Here is a 20,690-nt window from a genome sequence, read left to right as displayed (position 1 = left end):
TATCTAATGGCACTAGGCGACTACAGATAGAGATCTGGTTTTTTCTGTACAGGAAGTTATCTATGGCGAGTTCATGGATAGAGGTTGTTGATACTGCCGTCAAAATTGGGCTTGGTGCTACCATCACAGCACTGAGTGCAGCATTTCTATCCAAATACAACCACGACAAATCTCTAGAGAAAGACTACCTAGCCAATGAACGCCTTATCATTGAACAGATTACCGGAGAGATAGAGGCTGTCACTCATAGCGTATTAAAATATTGGTCCTATCTGACCGACTGGCTAGGAACCAATCAACAAAATACAGACTACCTAGATACAAAGATACAAGAATCAAGAAGCGAAGTTTTCCAGTTGTTTAAAGGAATGAGTGAATCTGAGGGGAAATTACTACTTTTGGGGTTCGACAAGCAGCAAGAGCTTTTACGCGACTACGGAGTACTATTATCAGAGTTCTTTCGTTACGCTAAGCGTTCAAACATAGAGCTCAATATAGAATCTTTGGCTGATTGGAGGCTCCGAATTTTGGATAAACGAAAGCAATTTTACCAGTCTGCTCACAAAGCGTATTCTCGGAAAAGCCGGCATTAAAAAAAAGGCCAATTTACCATCATATGGAACCTAGAAAGCCAATCCGACCAGAACGACTCTATTTGGTTTTATTAACCTTTCCCGTACTAGTTTTAGGGTTATTGATGTGGGAGAGTTTCAAACCGTCAGGCGATATAAAAGCGCTAGAAAGCTGGGTCGATTTCGCATCAGTTTATAATGGCATACTCACACCAATTATTAGTTTTACCGCCTTCGTCGCTCTTTTGACCTCTATAACTATTCAAATTGCTGACTTAAGACGCTCGGAAAAGAATCAAAATGAGCAAATCTCTTTACTTATTGCTGAACAGAAAAGAAATGACTCAAATAGAGTAATCGAAAGTATCATTAGAAGAGTTGATGAAATCATTGACACTCCAATTACTGAAATGTCAAAACGAAAAGATAACTCCATTCGGAAAGCTGTATCAGGCAACAATGATTTAGATACGGGGCTTACTGCATATCCTGACATAATTTCCGAATACAAAAGAGTTTATACGCAGACGAGGTTCCTTTTCGAAAACCTTGAAAACTCTCTACTATTGCTTAAAAAAAATCTAGTCGAATACGAAACCATTTCGGAAAATAATGGACTAGAAGTCACTGCCTTGACGCGATACTACCGAAGTGAATTTTCCGAGTTGATAGCGCCTTACGCACTAGTATCTCTATTAAATGATGAAGTGACTAAATACTTCTGTAGTAAACACAGCCTTGATTCCGCAAGGAGTAGACTTAAAAACCAATAATATTTGTAGAAACTAATTTAACCTTTGTCTTAGCGACGCAAGTATTGCATTTGCGTATCCATAGGCTGCAAATATTGTCTTAGAATCAGTCACTCCAACATAGCTAAATGCAACTCTAACCTTTTGCAAGTCGGTGTCGGAAACCTTTTTCCCCTCCATTGCACTCATGAATGAAAGTAGTACTTTCTGAACTGGAATTAGATCAATCGAAAGCTTTTTTGCTAGCTCATTTCCAGCGTACCAATGTAAAGAAATTAAGGCGGAGTAGCTCGCTTTACAGCCTGATCTTTCTGGCTTTTGGTAGGGCATTCCTGCATGCTGCCAATTTCTGATTGTGGTACGGTCTACGTCAAAAAGGTCCGCCAACTCCTGCTGACTTAACTCGTTAAATTTTCGTGGCATGTTGTTGTTGAACCTTAGAAAAACTTGATGACTAGGAATAGCCCGGGGTGCGACATACCCTCGGTATGAAGCCCCCGGAAGGACCCGTTTATGCTGAATGTATCTCTGCGAAGCTTTCCGGATGACGAACAGCCACATCACAGTCCTGAAAAGCGACAACAGTGACACTGCCTGATTTTGCGTTGGTGTAAGGGTCAACAACCAAGTCGATACCGCTCCATAAACCAATAATCAGATCCACCCAATTCCCGAATAATAGATACCCTGCTGGAATGAGATTGGAGGTTAACGCCTTGTGTCCATTCATCCGCCCTTCACCTTGCTTCCTACCCTCTGACCAGATCATCTGTCCAGTGGTAGCAACGGTTTCCGTCTGCTTGAGCGTTGAAGCCAGTAGAGCCGGGCAGGCATAGGCCAACGAGCCCAGATCTGCATCTGCAGACGACAGAGAGCCCTCCAGGTCCACCACATCACCAAAGCTCGGGGCGCCACTGTAGGTAGTACTGCCAATACCCGGAGTGTTAAGGATGCCCGTAGGGCGATTTCCCGCCCCATCGCCGCTTACGGACACGCCGTCGATAGCTCGAGACAAACTACCAATGATTGACTGTCGAATAAGCATTTCAATATTGGGATCTGACTGTAGAAGCGTCTTTCGACTAAACGTTGACGCAGCACCAACCGTATGAGGCGACAAGGTCACTTGGTCAAACGCAGGATCACTCTCAGTAACCTCGTCACTACCATCCCCCCCAATCCACTCTGCGGTAACATCCGCGGTCTGCCGTGGAATGGCAATGTCACCTTGTAAACCGGGCATGATGCGCGCACCTAGTCGACCAAGTAGAAGCATTTCCCGTAGGGTGGTAATGAATTGACCGCCCAGGTGATCGGTTCCAATCAGATTGCCACCACTTCCTGCTTTAGACACGTCGCGGAAAAGCATTTCCGAAGGAATGGCGATGCCATCAAAGTGCCGGTTGCCACGCCTACGGCGAACGTCGTCAGCAATTTCAAATTCCAAACCGGCATGACGTGCGTGTGAGGGGTCAATAGACGCCGCAATGGCGCGTTGCAGGCTGTATCTATCCGCCACTGAATCATATCGACTGCCAGGTTGACGGAAATCTGCAGGCGCAGCGGCTGGTGTATGGGGGGATTCAATTCGAGGTTCGCTTTGTAAATTGCGCATATTAAGTACATCCGTAAAGTAGGCTTGGCGAGACGAATCGGTGCCATCGTTAATCGCCTTAAGCAATTGGTTGTCCAGATTTTCCAAGTGATGCAGCTGATAGTCTTCAAGACTGTTTTCACTGCCCTTGTGGTACTTCTCATAGATGTGCCGGAGCTCATTCCAGCGGACAAACCGCTCTATCTCTACGGGAGTACGGGGTAATTCACCCGCCATCAGCGATCGAGTGAGGTTTCTCTGAATGGTTGCTGCAGGATCCGCAGGAATCGGCACCACAGACGCCTCATACAGCTCCCATTGCGTCACTCGGTACACTTCTTCTTCGGTGTGTTCAGGGTGGGCTTCTTCGATTTTTTTGATTCGATAGCCAATCGACATACTGAGAGCGTGCCCCTCTTCAATGTCCTTCGCAATGTCTCGAGCCCGCTGGGAATTACCAAACTTTAAGCGCCCGCGTAGAACACCGCCGAACACTCTGACATTGTCTACTGTGCCGATGGGGGTGTTTGGATCGTGATTGAAGAGAAGCGGCAGGCCATTCACTGTACGTGACAGATCAACGCCCTCCTCCTCTAGAGACAATACTTCGGTCCACGATCCCCGGCTAACTGGGTTTTCAGTAGTGAGAATGGCCTCAAGGGTCTTGGTGTCTTTCTGGAATCGTTCAACCGCCAGGGGTGACGATCGTTTAAGCGCGGTGACTCGATTGATGTCGAGTGCGCCCTCAACTTCCCGGTATCGGCGTTCCAGATCAGGAAAGTCCCGATCAAGCCAGTCTTGCAGGTTTTCTATCATAGGAATTGGTCCCTTTTTAAGCTTGAAGCCGTCAGCCAGGCGAACGGAAACAAGCGAGTTAAAAAAACGCTTAGGTCCTATCGCTTCCTAGCCGTATCAGGGACAAAGACGCCGGGTATCAACCGACGAGAGGAGCAAATTGGAAAACACCCGGGTATCAACCGGACATTCAAATTATAGGGAAGCGCCCACTCATTTTTCAATTTTTTTGTTGCATCTGTTTTTTCTTCGCCATCTCAACCATAACCAGAGCGGTCACGGTGAGCCCCTGTAAAATGTCTTCAATCTCCTCGACCGCGACATCATTCCAACCAATACACCGGCCCGTTATTGGATCAACCACCATCAACGTACCTTCGTGGGGACAGTAGTAAGCTTCGGACCCGTTATAAGTTGCAAACCGTTTTGTAGAGCATTCCGGACACAGAAAAATACTGTAGCGATTATTTTGCCTGGCATTCATTTTCAGTCTCCATTCCACAAGCAAAATCAAAAAATTGATAAATCGGTTGACTGCCCAGATTTTTAGTCAATAGATCCCTTGGGTGGCGCACATCGTTTTTATGGCGAGCAGCGATGTCGCTTTCAGAGAAGTGGAGCCATAGCCAAATGCTCTCTATATGCTCAGGGGTATAACCGGTGACTTCCAACAAACTACGAACGCTTTCACCCCAGCTGGACTCATCCAACTCTCGCATGTCCTGACCTGCCGAAGCGGAAAGACTTAATAACTGACTTGTTAAAGACTGGACAACAGCCTCATCAACCGAGGAGCTTTCATCCTGTAAAACAATTTGTTGGCTATCTTTTTTTTCTTCATGCTCTGTAATGTTTGAAGAATTTCTACCTATTGGGTCCTCGTTAGGGAAATATTTAGGGTCATAACTTGGGTTATATATAGGGTTATTGTGAGCCAAATTGGCACATGTCATAGCCCAATTTGGCTCAGCTCCAGTGTCAGATTGGCTCAGGTACGGATCAGATTGGGACTTCTCTAAGATCAAATTGGATTTGCTCGTAGGGGCAAAAAAATCTGGAGTTTCGGCTGAAGGGCCAGATTGGTACTTCACGTCCGGTGAAGGGTCAGATTGGCCTATCACTCGATGAGCCTCCCTTACCTTCAGAAATCGCTGCAACTTTCCTTTTTCAATATTTACTGAATAGCAGCTCGAACGATCTGTCCGATACCATGAGATGTACCCTTGATTTTTTAGACTGTTCAATGCTCGTTGGACGGATTGCACGCTACAACTCGCATTTATTGCAAGCCATTGCCTAGACGGATAAATTCTATACTGCGAACCATTAGCCTGAACAAAGTTCGCGAGCAAGATAAGAATTAACTTCTCTGTCGGGTTATTGAGATTTTGTTTCATAGCCCAGAATACAGGGCTACTCGAGTTCGAGCTCTCTCCCTTTTCATCGTCCACGCCTAATCCCTCCAGCCTCAAAGGGTAGGCTCTCAAGCCGCCAGAGATGCATCTGAGTCTTCTCGCCAAACCGGTTTTTGAGCTTTTTCTTTGGTAAGTAACAACTCACATCAAGGCCTACTTGATTGAGAAATGGCCGTACTTTTCTTGCAACGTGTGAGATGTTGTTTATGGCACATTCGCGCTCTATTTCTACCGTTGAACTGTCCGGGTGCGCGGACAGGTACAGTAACAAGCGTTGTGCTTGAGGCGATTTGATAAGCTTACAGATTTCCGAGACACGAGCTCGCACCTCGGCTTGGGAAGCGTATTGATCGCCCCCGCCGTGAGAGTCATAATTCATGGTTGCAAATACTCTAAGATTGGCCGCCCTCGGGCGGCATTTTTAATGCCCGAATGGCAATCGTGAGTCGAACTGGTCTACAGGCTTTTGTGTTTGCATCAAAACGAGCTGAAGAATTAAGTTTTGCTCTGCCTCTGTGAGACGACGGGTCAGTTCTTGGACTAACGCCACCGGATCGGCGCGCTCCCAACCTCTAAGATGTAATTTTGCTAGTGAAGTAAGCTCAGCCATTGGAAGCTTTCTCAACTCGTCCGGCGTTAGTTTCGTAGAGGAAGTCATTGTTTATCTCCTCCCACGCTCCGTTTTGAAGGGATTTTATCGTTCTCCTGTGGATCAACACGAAAAGCAGCTATCGCTTGAAGCACTCTTTCCCTAGCTTCAATTGAATAGAAGTTTTTGCCATTGATAACGTAATCTGGAGGCGGGACCCGGCCATCCCTTTTGTGCCGCCACCATGTTGTTTTACTTTGATTTCCGAATTCCTTACGGACATCTTCTTCCGCCGTCAGAAATTGGGGGCGTTGCTGACTATTCTTTTTCATACATGCCTCAAAAGTTCAAGAAAATCCTTGGCTTCTATTGAATGGTTCTGAGACATGATGCTAAATCGGTGCTTGTAAGAATCCGCCCAAACTTACAATTTTTTCGAAAATTTTTTGAAGTACTGAACTCTAAAGGAGCCGCGAGTCAATTTTTCATGTTTTCCGGTTTGATCCGAATCCGCCCAAATTTCGCCCTTTTGAGGATTATTTTCTTCGTATACAACTTCTAGTTGATATCCTGCAAACTCCTTACCCTCTACAAAGTTCCCCAATTTCATCCAGATCATTGAAAACGAATCGTTAGGAAATTTAGTAGCTACAGCCTCAGCCAGATTCTGAGCCCAGAGCTTGCTCTTTTTCCTTGGTCTACTTTTTTCGACAGCGATTCCTCTGATTGCAGCCGCCTCTATACCCAATGTAAAAAGAAATTGGTTATAAAGGGTGGCTGCGTCCATTGCGTGCCCCATGCGAACATCTACAGAATTTTTCCCATTAAGAGCAACTTTTGCGAAATCCGCCGCGCGTTTAGCGAGATACTCGGGGGATCCTTTATCAAATTTTCCTGATCTACTTAGGCCATGCTCGGCAAGATACAATTCCCCATATTCTTTAATCGCGCGTAGCCTTGCGTCGGTACTGGTCGCGAATTCACCAACAATGGATTTAAAGTCTTCAATTGATTCAGGCTCATATTCCACATAACTCAGCAAACCCTGTTTATTAGGTCGATCTCCTTTAGAAGGTATTGCTCTACGTATCGTCTTTTTTTTCATACCGGCGTCCGCTCGATGTAAGTGACATTCGCTTGCGGCCGCACAGCAAGCGAAACATACTCCGCCCAGCGGGTCATCGCCTGCGCTCGCTCCTCGAAGTAGTCGCCGCGGTCATAGGTTTGAATAATGGTTCCCAGGGAGTGATTGAGGCACAACTCCGCGATGTGGGGGGCAACATTGAGAGTTGAGCCGAGATGGGATCGCATGGTTCTACGCAGGTCATGGGGAGAGAATTTGGCGACATCAAGTAAAGGCACTTTATTACCCACGGCATCAGAAATTTTTTTCTCGAACAATCGCCTCACGACTTTACCAAGAGCCTTTTCGTCATAGTGTCCGCTTGCAGACGAATCGCTGCAGAGCACCCAGTCTGAACCGTTGCTGAGTTGCTTCAAGTGACAGAACTGCTCTTTGGCGAAGGGTGCCAACGGAATGACAAATGGTTTCGCTGTTTTAGCTTGAGAGAGCGTCAACTTCTGATTGGCCACCGGAATTGTCCAGCGCGAGGCCTCAAAATCGACATCAGGCCACTTTGCAAGTCTCAGCTCCTGAGAACGCACCCCCGTTAGAAGTAATAATTTCAGCGCCAACTTGGTCCGATCATCGACACGTGGGACCTCATCAAGCACTCGCCAGAAGGCAACAATCTCCTCTCGCCTAAGCCATCGATCCCGGGAAGTAAATTTTTGCACGCCTAGCGCCGGCCCCTTCAATGATGAGGCAGGGTTATGCGGAAGGTGGCCAGATCCGACGCCATACTCAAACATCTGCTTTACGAGGTTTAGAACCTTCCCGGCATGTACCGGAGCGCCTCGAGCTACAATCTGTTTGATAACGGCACCGATGACTGGAGGGTGCGGTGGCGGATTCAGGGGTAAGCGCCCGAGTTTTGGCAGAATCTCTTTTTCGATCATCTGCCAGGCTTCCTCTGGCCGCTTTCTCGTTGTTTTTAGGAGAGAGAAGAAGTCGCGCGCCAAATCACCAACTGTTTTTAACTCGACATAATGATCAGCACCGAATGCCCGTTTTTGGCCCAGGCGCTGTTTTTCTTCTTCAAGCATACGGCGGGCCTGTGCCAGGGACAGCTCTGGATACTTGCCCAGTGTCAACAGCTTGTGCTTGCCGTCAACGCCACGATACTGCCATCGCCATGTTTTGATCCCCCTAAGCGACACTCGTAAAGTGAGCCCTGGACAACCCAAGTCACGGTAGTCCACTCGCTCACGTCCCGGTTTAAGCAGGCGGATTGCCCGATCTGTGAATATAAATCTTCGATTGCTCTGGTCCATGCGACCCCTGTCAAAACTCAAACTGGGTTAACAACTGGGTCAACATTACGGTGAAATTCAACGAATTTCAATGAAACCAAAGACTGAGAAAAGAAAGAGAAAAAACCTCTATATTTTTGGTTTTATTAGGTTTTTTATAAGATATGAACTTGATTTAAATCTGGCGAAAATTGGAGAAGAGCGCTTCGGGAGGCAGGGGCCGGAGGTTCAAATCCTCTCACTCCGACCATCATTTGTCGTCTATCACATTCCACAAAACGGTTTAAAAGACACACCTTCAACTCAGGCTGTGTATATCCTGGAATTTCCCCTGATCGTCAAATTCGATCCGAAACTGCCCGCTAACGCCAGCACGCGTCACATAGCGTTGTAAAATCCTCGCGGGAAACTGCACTCGACGCCCGTCACTGGCAAGACAGGAGACATTATTCGCCACTCCGGCATACAGCTTCTGATATTCTTCCGCTGAAATCGTTAAACTGACAATGATCGACGGCATCACATTCAACCCAAAACACCAAAAACAACAACGGCGCCACTCGCAGAAACAAGGAGGCAAGCCGAGACCTTTCCGGTTGCCACTGGCACTCATTTCTTCCAGAAAAAGACTCTTCAAACGATAGTCGACAGGACCGCTACTTCCAAGTAGAAAATGTGCACTAATCCACATTTATTTTAAGGTCAATTCTTAAAAAACCGTCACCTGTGTCGCTAAACGCCTTCGCAGCTCACCTTTCAGAAGGATGTAAACATAAAATGTGGGACGAACGTCAGCGAAAACAGCAACAATCACAACTGAAGATATCAATCTGGGTTGTTACCCATAAAGTTTATGATTACTATCACTGCGCTGACATGAGGAGTTTAATCATAACGGCGCCTTGTTTTTCTGAGGTTTTGCATCGAAGTCATCCGATGCACAAGCTGGCTCGTTTTTTTAATCTTCATCAAAATATCTGGTCATGAACACATCTAACAACGAATCCGAAACGGTTGAAGGTAAACAAAAAGCTGCGAGCAATCCGCTGATGCCTTTTACACCACAACAGTCCAGCAATTCCACGACAAACAGTAAGGATTAAGCGAGCGTTCCGCAAAATCACCTGGAATCATCACAATTGTCACTTGACGATCAAGGTACTGATGAGATTTATTAACACTAAAATACTTCCGTCAGAAAATTCAGACAGGTTTTGCGCTTTTGGCAGCAACAGCAAGGATGCATAAATACAACAAGACAGGCACCAGTGCTATGCCTGATAAGGAAAGATAGAACCATGATTTCCTATAACCCCGCTGCAGAAGACGACCCCAACCGTCCTTTCGCTGTCGGCATTGGCTCCTCTGCTGGTGGCATCGAAGCGCTCAGCCAATTGGTGGCGGCCTTACCTGTCAACAACAAAGTTTTTTACGTCGTCGCCCAGCATTTGTCTCCCAACCATAAGAGTCGCCTGGTAGAAATTCTTGCCAGAGAAACTGAGCTGGAGGTCAAGGAAGCTGAGCATGGGATGCAACCGAAGACCGATATAATTTATATTGCTCCGCCTAAAGTCCATGTGACTCTCGAGCAAGGACACTTCGTTCTCTCCACCCAGCCAGCTGATATTTCGCCGAAGCCATCGGTTAATTTGCTGATGGATTCACTCGCCAATGAATTTGGCGATCACAGTATCGGAGTCATACTCTCTGGCACAGGCAGTGATGGCGCACTGGGATTAAAAGCCATTCGTGCCGCCGGCGGCGCGGTATTAATTCAGTCCCCCAATTCCGCCAAATATGAAGGCATGCCAAAAGCCGCCATGCAAGCCTTGGAAGAAAGCAACACAATGCCGCCGAGCGAGATGGGGCCTGAAATCGGTCAGCTGACCAACAGCCTGTTTCGCCCGACGGGACAAGGACAATCCTCCCATGGCGAGAAGTTTATTGCCGAGCTCTACGAGCTGATTCAAAAAGAAACCCGAATTGATTTCAGCTCTTACAAACGATCGACCATTTTACGTCGATTGCAACGCCGTATGAACACGTTGAGGATTGACACCGAAACAGAGTACCTGTCTTACCTTCGGGATAATTCGGATGAAGTCCATACACTAAAGCGGGAAATTCTGATTTCCGTAACGGATTTTTTCCGTGACGTAGAGTCTTTCCAAGCCCTTCGCAATATATTCGCCACCATCGTCGATCGCAAACAGGAAAACGGTGAAATTCGCATGTGGGTTGCCGGCTGTGCAACCGGCGAAGAAGCCTATTCCATAGCGATTTTGCTCAGCGAAGTTATTGAGCAATCCGGCAAATCCTTAAAGATGCAGATTTTTGCGACGGACGTTGACGAAGCGGCACTCGCGAAAGGCCGCCGTGGCCGTTACCCAAGCCATGCTCTTGAAGCCTTGGCGGATTCTCTTAAAGAAAAATTCTTTACCTACAAAGACAACTATTTTTCCATCTCAAAGCGCATTCGCGAAGCCGTGACCTTCTCTGTCCAGGATGTCACCAAAGACACGCCTTTCGTCCATTTGGATTTGATTTCCTGTCGCAACCTGCTGATCTATTTCAACAGCGAATTACAAGCGAAAGTGATGAACGTATTTCGCTACGCCCTGAGGGACGATGGCTATTTATTTTTAGGAAAGTCGGAATCCATCGGTTCTGAAAACGAACTTTTCGCGACAGTAAATCGTCGGGCACGAATTTTCGCTGTCGAGGCAACGTCTCAACGGCCTCATCACCTCAAAGTGATTCGCAATCACTTTGTCGAAAGTAAACGGCCGAAAAGCGATGCCACCATTCATGAGGATCTGTTTAACCGTGCACTGCGCATCCAATCTGGCCCATCCTTACTGATTGATGGGTTTTACAACATTCTTTTTACAGCCGGCAACCCCTACCCGCTGCTCAACTTCCCCGCTAACGCGACCGAGTTAAATGTCTCGCGCTTGATTGTTCCCGAGCTGGCGGCAGAACTGATTTCGACCATCAATCGAGCGAAAAAAAATCAGCAGCCAACCCAGAGCGGCGTCCGCGCCATTCCCAGAGATCAGGACCAGCAATGGCGATTGACCATTACGCCATTGATTGAAAAAGAAGGCGACTTTTTTCTGGTAACCTTTCAAAAACCGCCAGTTGAAGCGACTACCACGGAAAAAGCTGCGGCAGCCCATGATCGCGATTTAGATTTTGGCGAACTCATTAATGCTCGCGAGCAATTGCAAAGCTTGACGGAAGAAATGGCCGCCTCTTCGGAAGAGATGCAAGCTCTCAACGAAGAAATACAAGCCACCAATGAGGAGCTACAAGCCAACAACGAAGAGCTGGAAGCCGTTAACGAAGAGCTGCAAGCCACCAACGAAGAACTGGTCACATCTAACGAAGAGATTTCCCGCAAAACACGGGAACTGGCTGATGCTAACAGTGAACTGGAAGGGGTTTACAACACCATTGGCCTCCCTCTTCTGGTTTTCGATGAGAGCGCAAAACTGAAACGCGCCAACCGAGAAGCAAACCAGCTTTTCAACTTGTCCAGCGAACTCTACGACGAACCCCTGGAGAGATTAAAACTGCCGAATTATTTCCTGCAGGCACAGAGTAAAATGCAGGAAGCCATGCGCTCCGGTCAGCGCCAGAGCCTAAAAATTGATACAGAAACCAATCAATCTGTACAACTGCAGATCGCGCCGATACTCGATATTAAAAAGAACCATCAAGGCACCGTGATCGCCATGATCGATAACACCGAGCTGATTAAAGCGCAGCAGCAAATTGCGCGCAGCCAGGAACAGCTCCTGTCGATTATGGATAACTCTATTACCTTGGTAGCTTTGAAGGATACGGCTGGGCGCTATGAATACGTCAACATGCGCTTTGAAGAAGTCACCGGTTTCAGTAACGATCATGTTATCGGAAAAACCGATTTACAATTGTTCGGCGCGGATAACGCGAAGTTCTTGCGGGATAAAGATCTCGACGTCATGCGAAATCTGTCTCCCACAGAATCCATCGATAAAATCGCCATTGAAAAAGGCACGCTCACACTGCAAAGTGTTCGCTTTCCCATCTTTGATCGAGATGGTGCAGTACAGTTTATCTGTACTCAGGCTAATGACATTACCCAGGCAAGACATGCCAACGAACAGTTAAGCCTCGCTGGCAAAGTCTTTGACCGAGCAGGTGAATCCATTTTAATTACCAATGCTTCCGGAGAGATCCAAACCGCTAATCACGCCTTTACCGAGACCAGCGGTTATCGATTGGAAGAAGTGATCGGCAAGAACCCTCGAATTCTTGCCTCGGGTAAACACTCGGATACCTATTTCTCACAATTCTGGAATGCGCTTCTGCAAAAAGGCCATTGGCAGGGCGAAATCATCAACAAGAAGAAAAGTGGCGAAATCTACCGCGAATGGTTGACCGTAAATTCCGTTCGCGATGGGAATGGTGACATCACCAATTATGTCGCTACCTTTAGCAATATCAACGAAATCAAAAACATTCAACGCAAAATAGAATTTTTGGCAACTCACGACGAACTCACTAAACTGCCGAATCGAAATACGTTGATTGAGCGTTTGCAACTTTCCATTAATCAAAGTAAACGTAAACGTTCACAATTCGCTCTCTTGTTTATCGACCTGGATAACTTCAAAAATATTAATGATACCTTGGGGCATCATATCGGCGATGCCCTGTTGAAAAAAACCACATCACGCCTGCAACAGTGTATTCGTGATATCGACATGTTGGCCCGCCTGGGTGGTGATGAATTCGTGACCTTACTGGCGGATACCACCATTGATGAAGTGCACATGATCTCACAGCGGATTATTCAGGAAATTAACCGCCCTTTCATGATTCAGGATCACTCCCTGTTTGTTACCGCCAGTATTGGCATCAGCGTCTTCCCCGATGATGGCACAGACAGTGTCTCGCTATTGAAAAACGCTGATACTGCCATGTACAGCTCCAAAGAGGCGGGGAAAAATCAGTACCACTTCTTTACTGAGAATATGAAAGACCAAGCCGTGTCGAAAATGAAGATCGAGGCGGGCCTGCGTAAAGCGCTTGAAGAAAATCAGTTATATTTGGTCTTTCAACCCAAGGTAGACGTTTACACGGGTTCCATGATCGGAGCCGAAGCCCTGATTCGCTGGGAATCGCCAGAAGAAGGCAAAATGTATCCAGCGGTCTTTATCCCGGTTGCTGAAAAATCGCAACTTATCGATAAGATTGGCTTGTTTGTGTTTGAGTCTGCGTTGACCAACATCAGCAAATGGCTGCGAAAAGGCTACCAGGTTCCCCAAATATCCATTAATGTATCTCCACGCCAATTGCGCCAAAACGATTTCGTTTCGCAGGTCAGGCAACTCCTCAAGAGCTTTAATGTTCCCGCGGAGTATCTGGCGCTAGAAATTACAGAGAATGCGTTGGTTGAAAATATGGCGTCTGCCCGGGAGATGCTAACCGAAATCTCCAAGATGGGGATTGGCATCAGCATCGATGATTTTGGCGTTGGTTATTCTTCGCTCAGTTATCTTCGTCAATTACCCATCAACGAACTCAAGGTTGATCGCAAATTTGTTGATGGGCTCGTCAATGAGCCAGATGATAAGGCCATTACACGAACGATTATTACTATGGCCCACGCGCTCGGCTTAAAAGTCGTCGCCGAGGGTGTAGAGTCGGAGCAACAGCTCCAGTTACTTCGGGAAGAGCACTGTGAGATAGTGCAGGGTAATTTGTTTCATCTGCCAATGATCACATTGGAGTTCGAAAAACTACTGACAAAATCCAGTTAACGAAAGTCACGAGGCTACCAACAACCAACCTCTTGAAACGATTTGCATCAGATCAGAGATTTAAGGAGAGCGCTATTACTGGAGTTCGTAACGACACTGCCAGTTTTTTAGGGAGTTTGAGATTTTACATGCGAAAAACCAATCATCGATCGACCTCCTCTGTAACCATAAACCGCCAACGGAATGACGGCTGAAAATCAGATTAACATGACGAATAGCCAGGAGTTTATTTCTCCGGAAGACATAGGAAACTGTGAAAAAGAACTTTTACACCTTTCCGGAGAAATCCAAAGTTACGGTGCGCTCCTGGTGGTGGATTCTCACTCGCTTCTTATAAGTCATGCAAGCCAAAATATTGAGCATTTCACCGGCGATGCAGCCCAGACTTTGTTGGGAACGCCCCTATGGGAACTTGCTTGGTTTCCAGCCAAAGATGAATTTGACCTGCCTTCCGGCCGGGGGGTCTCTAAGAGATTCCACAATGTCAGCTCTCCGCTTGCAAATATTCACCTAGATATCGTCTGCACTCACTCAGTCGACACCTATTTAATTGAATTCGAAATGGTCCATCGCATGGATCAGGCGGCGCGAGCAGCACAACCCAACAGCTATAGACAACTCTTTAAATTTTCACAAAAGGTTGAAGAACAGGATTATTTTTATACCCTTCTTCAGAACCTACAGGCAAACACACGCTGCGAGCGAGTACTGATTTACCGCTTCGAACCCGACTGGACGGGGGAAGTCGTTTCTGAAATCAGTACCGATTTTAAACCTCTCTATATTGGCCTGCATTTTCCAGCTTCGGATATCCCTGCAATCGCTCGACGCCTTTATTATGAGAATCCTTGGCGATACATTCCCGATACGCTATCACCTACGGTTCCTCTTGCTGGTTGCAGTAAAGAGCCACCTGACCTGACCTACGCAAATCTTCGCAGCGTTTCACCAGTGCATTTGCAGTACCTCAAAAACATGAAGGTCGCTGCCTCATTTTCAATTCCAATTATCATATCCGGGAAATTCTGGGGATTGGTTTCCTGCCATCACAGCACCCCCCACCGCATCAGTTTGCGGATACGTCGCCAATGTGAAAACCTGGTGCAACAGTTTTCTTTGGCATTCTACTCTTATTTGGTCAACAGTCGCTTCAGCATGCTGTCATCACTGGAGAAAACGACCTACGACATTATGCAGACCTTGCAGGAAGCAGGTAAAGAAGACAAAAAGACGGAGCGCTTTATGGCGAAAGCACTCAATGCGCTTGCTGGAGATGCCGCCATACTCTGTATTGACAGCACCGTGTACCACATCGGCAGTGATATCGACAACGAAACCATTAATGCTCTCGACGCTTGGTTTGTCTCTATCGAGCTACCCATCTACACGTCGGACAATATCGCATATCTCGAGAGCATGATGCCAGGTCTTACCCAAAGATATCGGGGGCTGATGGCTATGTGGATCAAATCCATACACCGGGATTATCGCCTCTACATTTGTCGCTTAGCGGAACCCATCACTGTCGACTGGGCCGGCAAGCCGGAAAAAATTGAGGACACAACGGAAGCGGGTGAAAAAATTCTGACACCGCGTCACTCTTTCGAACGCTGGACAGAAGTAAAGGCCTATGGCTCCCCCCCTTGGGAGGAGCACCAGTTATTACTTGCCAAGAAAATTCGCCACCGATTGTTTAAATCTCCAATTTAAACAATCGGTTTTTCCGCAACGATTTATTTTTTCTTTGAGCGTTTGGCCGACTCTTTTTCGCCTTTTGATTTACGTGCTCGTACCGCAGTCTTAGCCGGATCTGTCGCATCGGTATCACCATTATCCAACAGCTTTTTCACACTCGGCAAAGCGGCGGACTCCAGATCTTCGATGGTGTTAGCCGGGTCGGCAAAGCTGCTGTGCTGGCTCGCTTGGGCCAAATCAAGTAATTCACGGAGAGCCACCGAGAACATGGCGAAATCGGTTCCCGGCGCACCTTGTAACTCACTCAACATAGACTGCCAGCGCTCGACCAACAGAGCCTGCCGCTCCTTCCACTCTTCAATGACTTGCAAAATATCTGAATCCGGACCGGTGAGACGAATCAGAGAGCACGCCAATGTACGCATTTGAGATTCTAAGTCATCGATAAACGTCTCTCTAGCCATCGCTTGCCAGAAGGTATCGACTCGCACTTCGCTGATCTGATTGGCAAACCACTGCAATCCTAATTCATTACCCAGTGCGAAATACACTTTCGCCACAGACAGTGGATCGGAATTGGTTACCCTTGCCGCTTCAACGATATTAATTGGCGAATAAAGTACCGATGGCAGCGCCGCCTGCCCCGCCAGATCTTCAGGAACCCCCTGTTCGACCAGCTTGTCTCGCTCAGCCGCCCAGGCATCCTTCGGGCTGCCACTTATAACGGCGGCGATATTTCCCAGGAAAGCACTGACCGGCTCATAGAAGGTTGCAATTTCCTGCTCCGGATTGAGCATGCCGCGACGGTTGCGCAGAAACCATCGGGTTGCACGACGCATGCGACGCATCATTTTTGCCAACAGCTGGTATTGCAGGTGACTGTCGATTTGATGATCGAGCGCTTCAACGCGCTCAAAGTAATCGTGCGTGCCGCAAATATCACGGGCAATGACATAAGCTTTGGAAACATCGACGGCGCTGGAGCCCGTCGATTCCATCAATCGTCGGGCAAAGTTAATGCCCATATGATTGACCATATCGTTCGCCAGCTGAGTGGCGACGATTTCCCGCCGCAGGCGATGCTGATAGATCTGCTTTTGGAATCGATCGCGCAACAATGCGGGAAATGCCGATTCAACCGCTTGCGACATATAGTCATCGTCGTTCAAAACGTCGTCAGCCAAGGCTTCTTTCAGCTCTACTTTTGCATAGGACACAAGAACGGAAAGTTCAGGGCGCGTCAGAGATTTGTTCTGCTGTTGACGCTCATTGAAAGTTTCATCATCGGGCAGAAATTCCAGCTGTCGGTCCAGTCGACCGGACTCAACCAACTGATTGATGAAACGTCGATATTCACCAATACGCGTTAGCGATTGAATTTCTGCAAGAGAAATGGCCTGGGTTTGTTTGTAGTTATTGTCGAGAACCAGCCCGGAGACCGCCTCTGTCATTTCCTCTAACAAGCCATTGCGTTGTTTTTGCGTCAAGTCACCGTTACTGACCAAATCATCCAATAGAATTTTGATGTTGACTTCATGGTCAGAACAATCCACACCACCGGCATTATCAATAAAGTCTGTGTTACACGCGCCGCCATTAAGACAAAAATCTATCCGGCCAAGCTGGGTCATCCCCAAGTTGCCGCCTTCACCAAAGACCTTACAACGCAACTGGCCACCGTTAATGCGGACACTGTCGTTTGACTTATCTCCCACGTCGCCATGACTTTCTGACGCAGCTTTTACGTAAGTGCCAATCCCGCCATTCCAGATAAGATCGACAGGCGCTTGCAGTAATGCATGAATCAACTGATTCGGCGTTAACTTATCGGCGTCTATCGCAAATCGCTCTTTCATTTGAGGGGAAATCACGATGGATTTCGCTGCCCTTGAAAAAACACCACCGCCTTTCGATATCAGGTCTGTATTGTAGTCTGCCCAGGTAATACCCTGGGTCGCAAACATCCGCTTGCGCTCTTCATAACTCGGTGCTGCATCTGGACTGGGATCGATAAAAATATGTAGATGATTAAACGCAGCGGTCAGACGAATATGAGGAGACATCAGCATACCATTGCCGAACACATCTCCGGCCATGTCACCGATGCCCACCACGGTGAAATCTTCTTTCTGAACGTCTATACCCTTTTCTTTAAAGTGGCGTTGTACAGACACCCAGGCACCTCGCGCAGTGATCCCCATTTTCTTGTGATCGTACCCCTGGCTCCCACCGGAGGCAAAAGCGTCGCCCAGCCAATGGCCATACTCCGCAGAAATTTCGTTAGCGATATCTGAAAATGTGGCCGTTCCTTTGTCTGCAGCCACCACCAGATAGGGGTCATCCGAATCGCGGCGAATCACGTTTTCCGGTGGCTTCACCTCACCATCAACAATGTTGTCGGTAACATCCAGAAGACCCCGAATAAAAGTACGATAGCAGGCAATACCTTCCGCCATAAACGCCTTCCGGTCGGAGGGCGATGGCAATTGCTTACCAACAAATCCACCTTTGGCGCCGTTGGGAACAATAACTGCATTTTTGACTTGCTGTGCTTTCACCAGGCCAAGGACTTCAGTACGGTAGTCCTGGAGCCTGTCTGACCAGCGCAAACCACCACGAGCGACCGTTCCTCCGCGTAAATGAACGCCTTCAATCCGCGGTGAGTAGACAAAAATTTCGTACAGCGGACGCGGCTCTGGAATATCGACAATTGTCCGCGGGCTCAGCTTGAAGGAGATATAGTCTTTCGCTGTACCATCCGGCAGTTGCTGAAAAAAGTTCGTGCGTACGGTTCCCTGCATGAGATCCAAATAACGACGAATAATCTGGTCCTCGTTGAGATTGTCGACAGCGTCTAAACTCTCGAGAATCTTCGTTCGCAAACGTTCTGCTCGCTCGCCCTCCTGTCGCGCAGACGTTTTCACTCGGGGATCAAACATCGATTTGAACAACGCGACCAAGTTACGGGTAATCGACAAATGATTTGCCAGTGTGTTGGCGATGTAGAACTTACTGAAGTTGAACATCGTCTGCTTCATGTAGCTGGCGTAGGCTCGCAGTACCGCAACCTCTCGCCAACTGATACGCGCCCCTAACACCAAGCGGTTAAAGGCATCGTTATCGGTCTGCCGATTCCATATCGCGGCAAAGGCATCCTGAAAATTGTTTTTCGCACGCTGGGCATCAATTTCAATATCCAGCGTCGAGCGCAATTCAAAATCATGCACCCAAACTCTGGTGCCATCGCGATTTTTAATTTTGTAGGGGTGCTCACTGACAACTCGCAGCCCGAGATTTTCGAGGACGGGAACGACGTCTGACAGCTCAAGCTGACCGCCGTAATTGAACACCTTAAATTTCATGGTGTTCTTATCCGCGCCCGCCGGCTGGTAGAAAGACATCGCCAGCGTATTGTCTTTATCAAGACTTTCGATACGAATCAGATCCTGTACCGCAGCACGGGGTTGATGAGTCTCCTGATAGCCGTAGTTAAACCCATCTTCATATTGTTTGAACAGGGTTGCCGCCCGCTCTTCCCCATAGCTTTCCACCAGAGAATCATAGAAACGATCCTCCCAAGACCGAGTGATATCGATGATTTGCCGCTCTAACCGTTTTACATCGAGATCGATATCTGCCAGGGGGTCAATACGGAAAACAATGTGGGTGCGAGCTAGAACAGATTCGGAAAAATACGTCGTAAATTCATGCTCATGCGCATTGATCGCCTCGGCGATAAGATCCTGAATCAGCTCCCGAACATGGGTGGAAAAATCATCTCTCGGAACGTAGATAATACAACTGACAAATTTGCCGTAAGGATCACGGCGCATCAGCAAGCGCACCTTGTGACGCTCCTTTAAGCGCGCGACACGCAGCACCATACCGTAGAGCTCTTCGTTGCTCGCCTGAAAGAGCTCATCGCGCGGAAACGTCTCCAGGATTTGGCGCAACCCCTTGCCGTCGTGGGACATAGGGTCCAACCCAGAAACCTCCATCACGTGATCGACCTTGCGTCTCACATGGGGAATCCGCGTGGGTGATAATGTATAAACTGGCGATGTGTAAAGCCCAAGAAAACGGCTTTCACCACGCACACTGCCGTCGTCGTTATAAAGCTTTACCACTACGTAATCGGAATAGGCGTGCCGATGGACCCGCGAGCGCACCGCCGACTTCGTAAACGACAGCACTTGGTTGGATTCATGAAAATTGGCCATCCCCGCATTGAAATCCTGAATTTCAACACTGGCCGCCCGAGTGCCGTAACCACAGAATAACCCCAAGCGTGAATCCTTACGCTCAACCAGACGTCGACCTTCGCTGTGATCTTCAAATTCGTATTCAACGCTGCCAAGAAAGGTGAAGTGACCGTTCGATAGCCAATCGAGAAATTCAGATGCTTCAGCGTGCTCAACAGAATCTGGATTATTCTCCAGTCCGGCAGCCACGTCCCGGACTCGGCGCAACAGTGGTTGATAGTCGCGCACAACCATTTCGACATCGCCGAGAACCGAAACAATGGAATCGCCGAGATCACGCATTTGCGCCTCGTCGGTGTGCAGATTGATTTCCATATAGATGAGCGCTTCACGCTGGAATCGCTCATCTTCATCTTCCGCCGAATCACGCACTTCCAGCAACTTGCCATCTGCATCACGCGCAACCGACAGCACCACGCTCTTCAAGGCATGCAGATCGATATTATGGCGATTGATTTCGATGCGTATGGAATCCACCAGAAAAGGCATGTCCCTCTGCAAAACCGCGACGACGGTATGACCACACAGCCAGCCCTCTTCATCCAGAGTCGGATTGTAGACCCTGACCTTGGGCTTGCCCTCCTTCTTCTGCTGCAATAGATTCCAGAGCGCGTAAAGGCCGCCGACAACATCGGTCACCACCTTGCCCTCCATCTCTTCGAGATCGACTTGGCGGTAGTACAGGTCGGCAAAATGGCGCACACTGGTCGCTTCCGGCTCCCCGAGACGCTCATCAATGGCCTGTACTAATTGGGAATGGAATGCTTGCGGGGTATCCGCTGAAATCTGGGATATCGCCACTCTTTACACCTCTCTGACAAAGTATTCGTTAT

Annotated in this window: 14 protein-coding genes; 4 read left to right on the top strand and 10 right to left on the bottom strand. The window is 47.9% G+C overall.

Going from position 1 to position 20,690, the window contains the following annotated elements:
- Positions 1–62 precede the first annotated feature (62 nt).
- Together ACXAFR_RS10680 and ACXAFR_RS10675 are read left to right on the top strand one after the other, a co-directional pair.
- Positions 63–593, top strand: coding sequence for a hypothetical protein (locus ACXAFR_RS10680; protein WP_475176518.1), 531 nt, complete (start codon positions 63–65; stop codon positions 591–593).
- Between the two features lie 104 nt (positions 594–697).
- Positions 698–1,345: a hypothetical protein gene (locus tag ACXAFR_RS10675; RefSeq protein ID WP_475176516.1), complete on the top strand. Its 648-nt coding sequence runs from the start codon at positions 698–700 to the stop codon at positions 1,343–1,345.
- A 12-nt stretch (positions 1,346–1,357) separates the two neighbouring features.
- Here the strand turns inward: ACXAFR_RS10675 and ACXAFR_RS10670 are convergent, their stop codons facing one another.
- From ACXAFR_RS10670 to ACXAFR_RS10630, 9 genes are all read right to left on the bottom strand, one after another.
- Positions 1,358–1,747: a hypothetical protein gene (locus ACXAFR_RS10670; RefSeq protein WP_475176515.1), complete on the bottom strand. Its 390-nt coding sequence runs from the start codon at positions 1,745–1,747 to the stop codon at positions 1,358–1,360.
- Between the two features lie 88 nt (positions 1,748–1,835).
- The gene (locus ACXAFR_RS10665) at positions 1,836–3,734 is read right to left on the bottom strand and encodes a phage major capsid protein (RefSeq protein ID WP_475176514.1); all 1,899 of its coding nucleotides are present in this window, start codon (positions 3,732–3,734) and stop codon (positions 1,836–1,838) included.
- 199 nt (positions 3,735–3,933) lie between these two features.
- Positions 3,934–4,197: a hypothetical protein gene (locus tag ACXAFR_RS10660; RefSeq protein ID WP_475176511.1), complete on the bottom strand. Its 264-nt coding sequence runs from the start codon at positions 4,195–4,197 to the stop codon at positions 3,934–3,936.
- Positions 4,178–5,164: a helix-turn-helix domain-containing protein gene (locus ACXAFR_RS10655; RefSeq protein WP_475176507.1), complete on the bottom strand. Its 987-nt coding sequence runs from the start codon at positions 5,162–5,164 to the stop codon at positions 4,178–4,180. The genes ACXAFR_RS10660 and ACXAFR_RS10655 overlap by 20 nt, the downstream gene beginning before the upstream one ends.
- A 385-nt stretch (positions 5,165–5,549) precedes the next feature.
- Complete coding sequence (locus tag ACXAFR_RS10650) at positions 5,550–5,786, bottom strand: hypothetical protein (protein ID WP_475176505.1); 237 nt, start codon at positions 5,784–5,786, stop codon at positions 5,550–5,552.
- On the bottom strand, positions 5,783–6,049 hold the full coding sequence (locus ACXAFR_RS10645) for a hypothetical protein (protein ID WP_475176502.1): 267 nt from the start codon (positions 6,047–6,049) through the stop codon (positions 5,783–5,785). Before ACXAFR_RS10645 ends, ACXAFR_RS10650 begins: the two co-directional genes overlap by 4 nt.
- A gap of 92 nt (positions 6,050–6,141) precedes the next feature.
- Positions 6,142–6,822 (bottom strand): hypothetical protein, encoded by a 681-nt coding sequence (locus ACXAFR_RS10640; RefSeq protein WP_475176500.1) that lies wholly within the window; start codon positions 6,820–6,822, stop codon positions 6,142–6,144.
- The gene (locus tag ACXAFR_RS10635) at positions 6,819–8,111 is read right to left on the bottom strand and encodes a tyrosine-type recombinase/integrase (protein ID WP_475176497.1); all 1,293 of its coding nucleotides are present in this window, start codon (positions 8,109–8,111) and stop codon (positions 6,819–6,821) included. The genes ACXAFR_RS10640 and ACXAFR_RS10635 overlap by 4 nt, the downstream gene beginning before the upstream one ends.
- Positions 8,112–8,388: 277 nt before the next feature.
- Positions 8,389–8,781, bottom strand: a complete 393-nt coding sequence (locus tag ACXAFR_RS10630; RefSeq protein WP_475176494.1) for a DUF2835 domain-containing protein — start codon at positions 8,779–8,781, stop codon at positions 8,389–8,391.
- 607 nt (positions 8,782–9,388) lie between these two features.
- Between ACXAFR_RS10630 and ACXAFR_RS10625 the strand changes: the two genes are divergently transcribed.
- On the top strand, positions 9,389–13,900 hold the full coding sequence (locus tag ACXAFR_RS10625; RefSeq protein ID WP_475176490.1) for an EAL domain-containing protein: 4,512 nt from the start codon (positions 9,389–9,391) through the stop codon (positions 13,898–13,900).
- A 207-nt stretch (positions 13,901–14,107) separates the two neighbouring features.
- Positions 14,108–15,610 (top strand): GAF domain-containing protein, encoded by a 1,503-nt coding sequence (locus ACXAFR_RS10620; protein WP_475176488.1) that lies wholly within the window; start codon positions 14,108–14,110, stop codon positions 15,608–15,610.
- Positions 15,611–15,633: 23 nt separating this feature from the next.
- Here the strand turns inward: ACXAFR_RS10620 and ACXAFR_RS10615 are convergent, their stop codons facing one another.
- Positions 15,634–20,658, bottom strand: a complete 5,025-nt coding sequence (locus ACXAFR_RS10615) for an NAD-glutamate dehydrogenase (RefSeq protein ID WP_475176486.1) — start codon at positions 20,656–20,658, stop codon at positions 15,634–15,636.
- Between the last annotated feature and the right edge of the window lie 32 nt (positions 20,659–20,690).

This window comes from Pseudomaricurvus sp. ABR4_320 (genome assembly GCF_056159445.1).
This window is presented reverse-complemented; position numbering and strand designations above follow the sequence as displayed.

Excerpts from the sequence above, each read along its gene's own strand:
- ACXAFR_RS10680 (WP_475176518.1), top strand. The coding sequence starts at position 63 with ATGGCGAGTTCATGGATAGAGGTTGTTGATACTGCCGTCAAAATTGGG.
- ACXAFR_RS10675 (WP_475176516.1), top strand. The coding sequence starts at position 698 with ATGTGGGAGAGTTTCAAACCGTCAGGCGATATAAAAGCGCTAGAAAGC.
- ACXAFR_RS10670 (WP_475176515.1), bottom strand. The coding sequence starts at position 1,747 with ATGCCACGAAAATTTAACGAGTTAAGTCAGCAGGAGTTGGCGGACCTT.
- ACXAFR_RS10665 (WP_475176514.1), bottom strand. The coding sequence starts at position 3,734 with ATGATAGAAAACCTGCAAGACTGGCTTGATCGGGACTTTCCTGATCTG.
- ACXAFR_RS10660 (WP_475176511.1), bottom strand. The coding sequence starts at position 4,197 with ATGAATGCCAGGCAAAATAATCGCTACAGTATTTTTCTGTGTCCGGAA.
- ACXAFR_RS10650 (WP_475176505.1), bottom strand. The coding sequence starts at position 5,786 with ATGACTTCCTCTACGAAACTAACGCCGGACGAGTTGAGAAAGCTTCCA.
- ACXAFR_RS10645 (WP_475176502.1), bottom strand. The coding sequence starts at position 6,049 with ATGAAAAAGAATAGTCAGCAACGCCCCCAATTTCTGACGGCGGAAGAA.
- ACXAFR_RS10640 (WP_475176500.1), bottom strand. The coding sequence starts at position 6,822 with ATGAAAAAAAAGACGATACGTAGAGCAATACCTTCTAAAGGAGATCGA.
- ACXAFR_RS10635 (WP_475176497.1), bottom strand. The coding sequence starts at position 8,111 with ATGGACCAGAGCAATCGAAGATTTATATTCACAGATCGGGCAATCCGC.
- ACXAFR_RS10630 (WP_475176494.1), bottom strand. The coding sequence starts at position 8,781 with ATGTGGATTAGTGCACATTTTCTACTTGGAAGTAGCGGTCCTGTCGAC.
- ACXAFR_RS10625 (WP_475176490.1), top strand. The coding sequence starts at position 9,389 with ATGATTTCCTATAACCCCGCTGCAGAAGACGACCCCAACCGTCCTTTC.
- ACXAFR_RS10620 (WP_475176488.1), top strand. The coding sequence starts at position 14,108 with ATGACGAATAGCCAGGAGTTTATTTCTCCGGAAGACATAGGAAACTGT.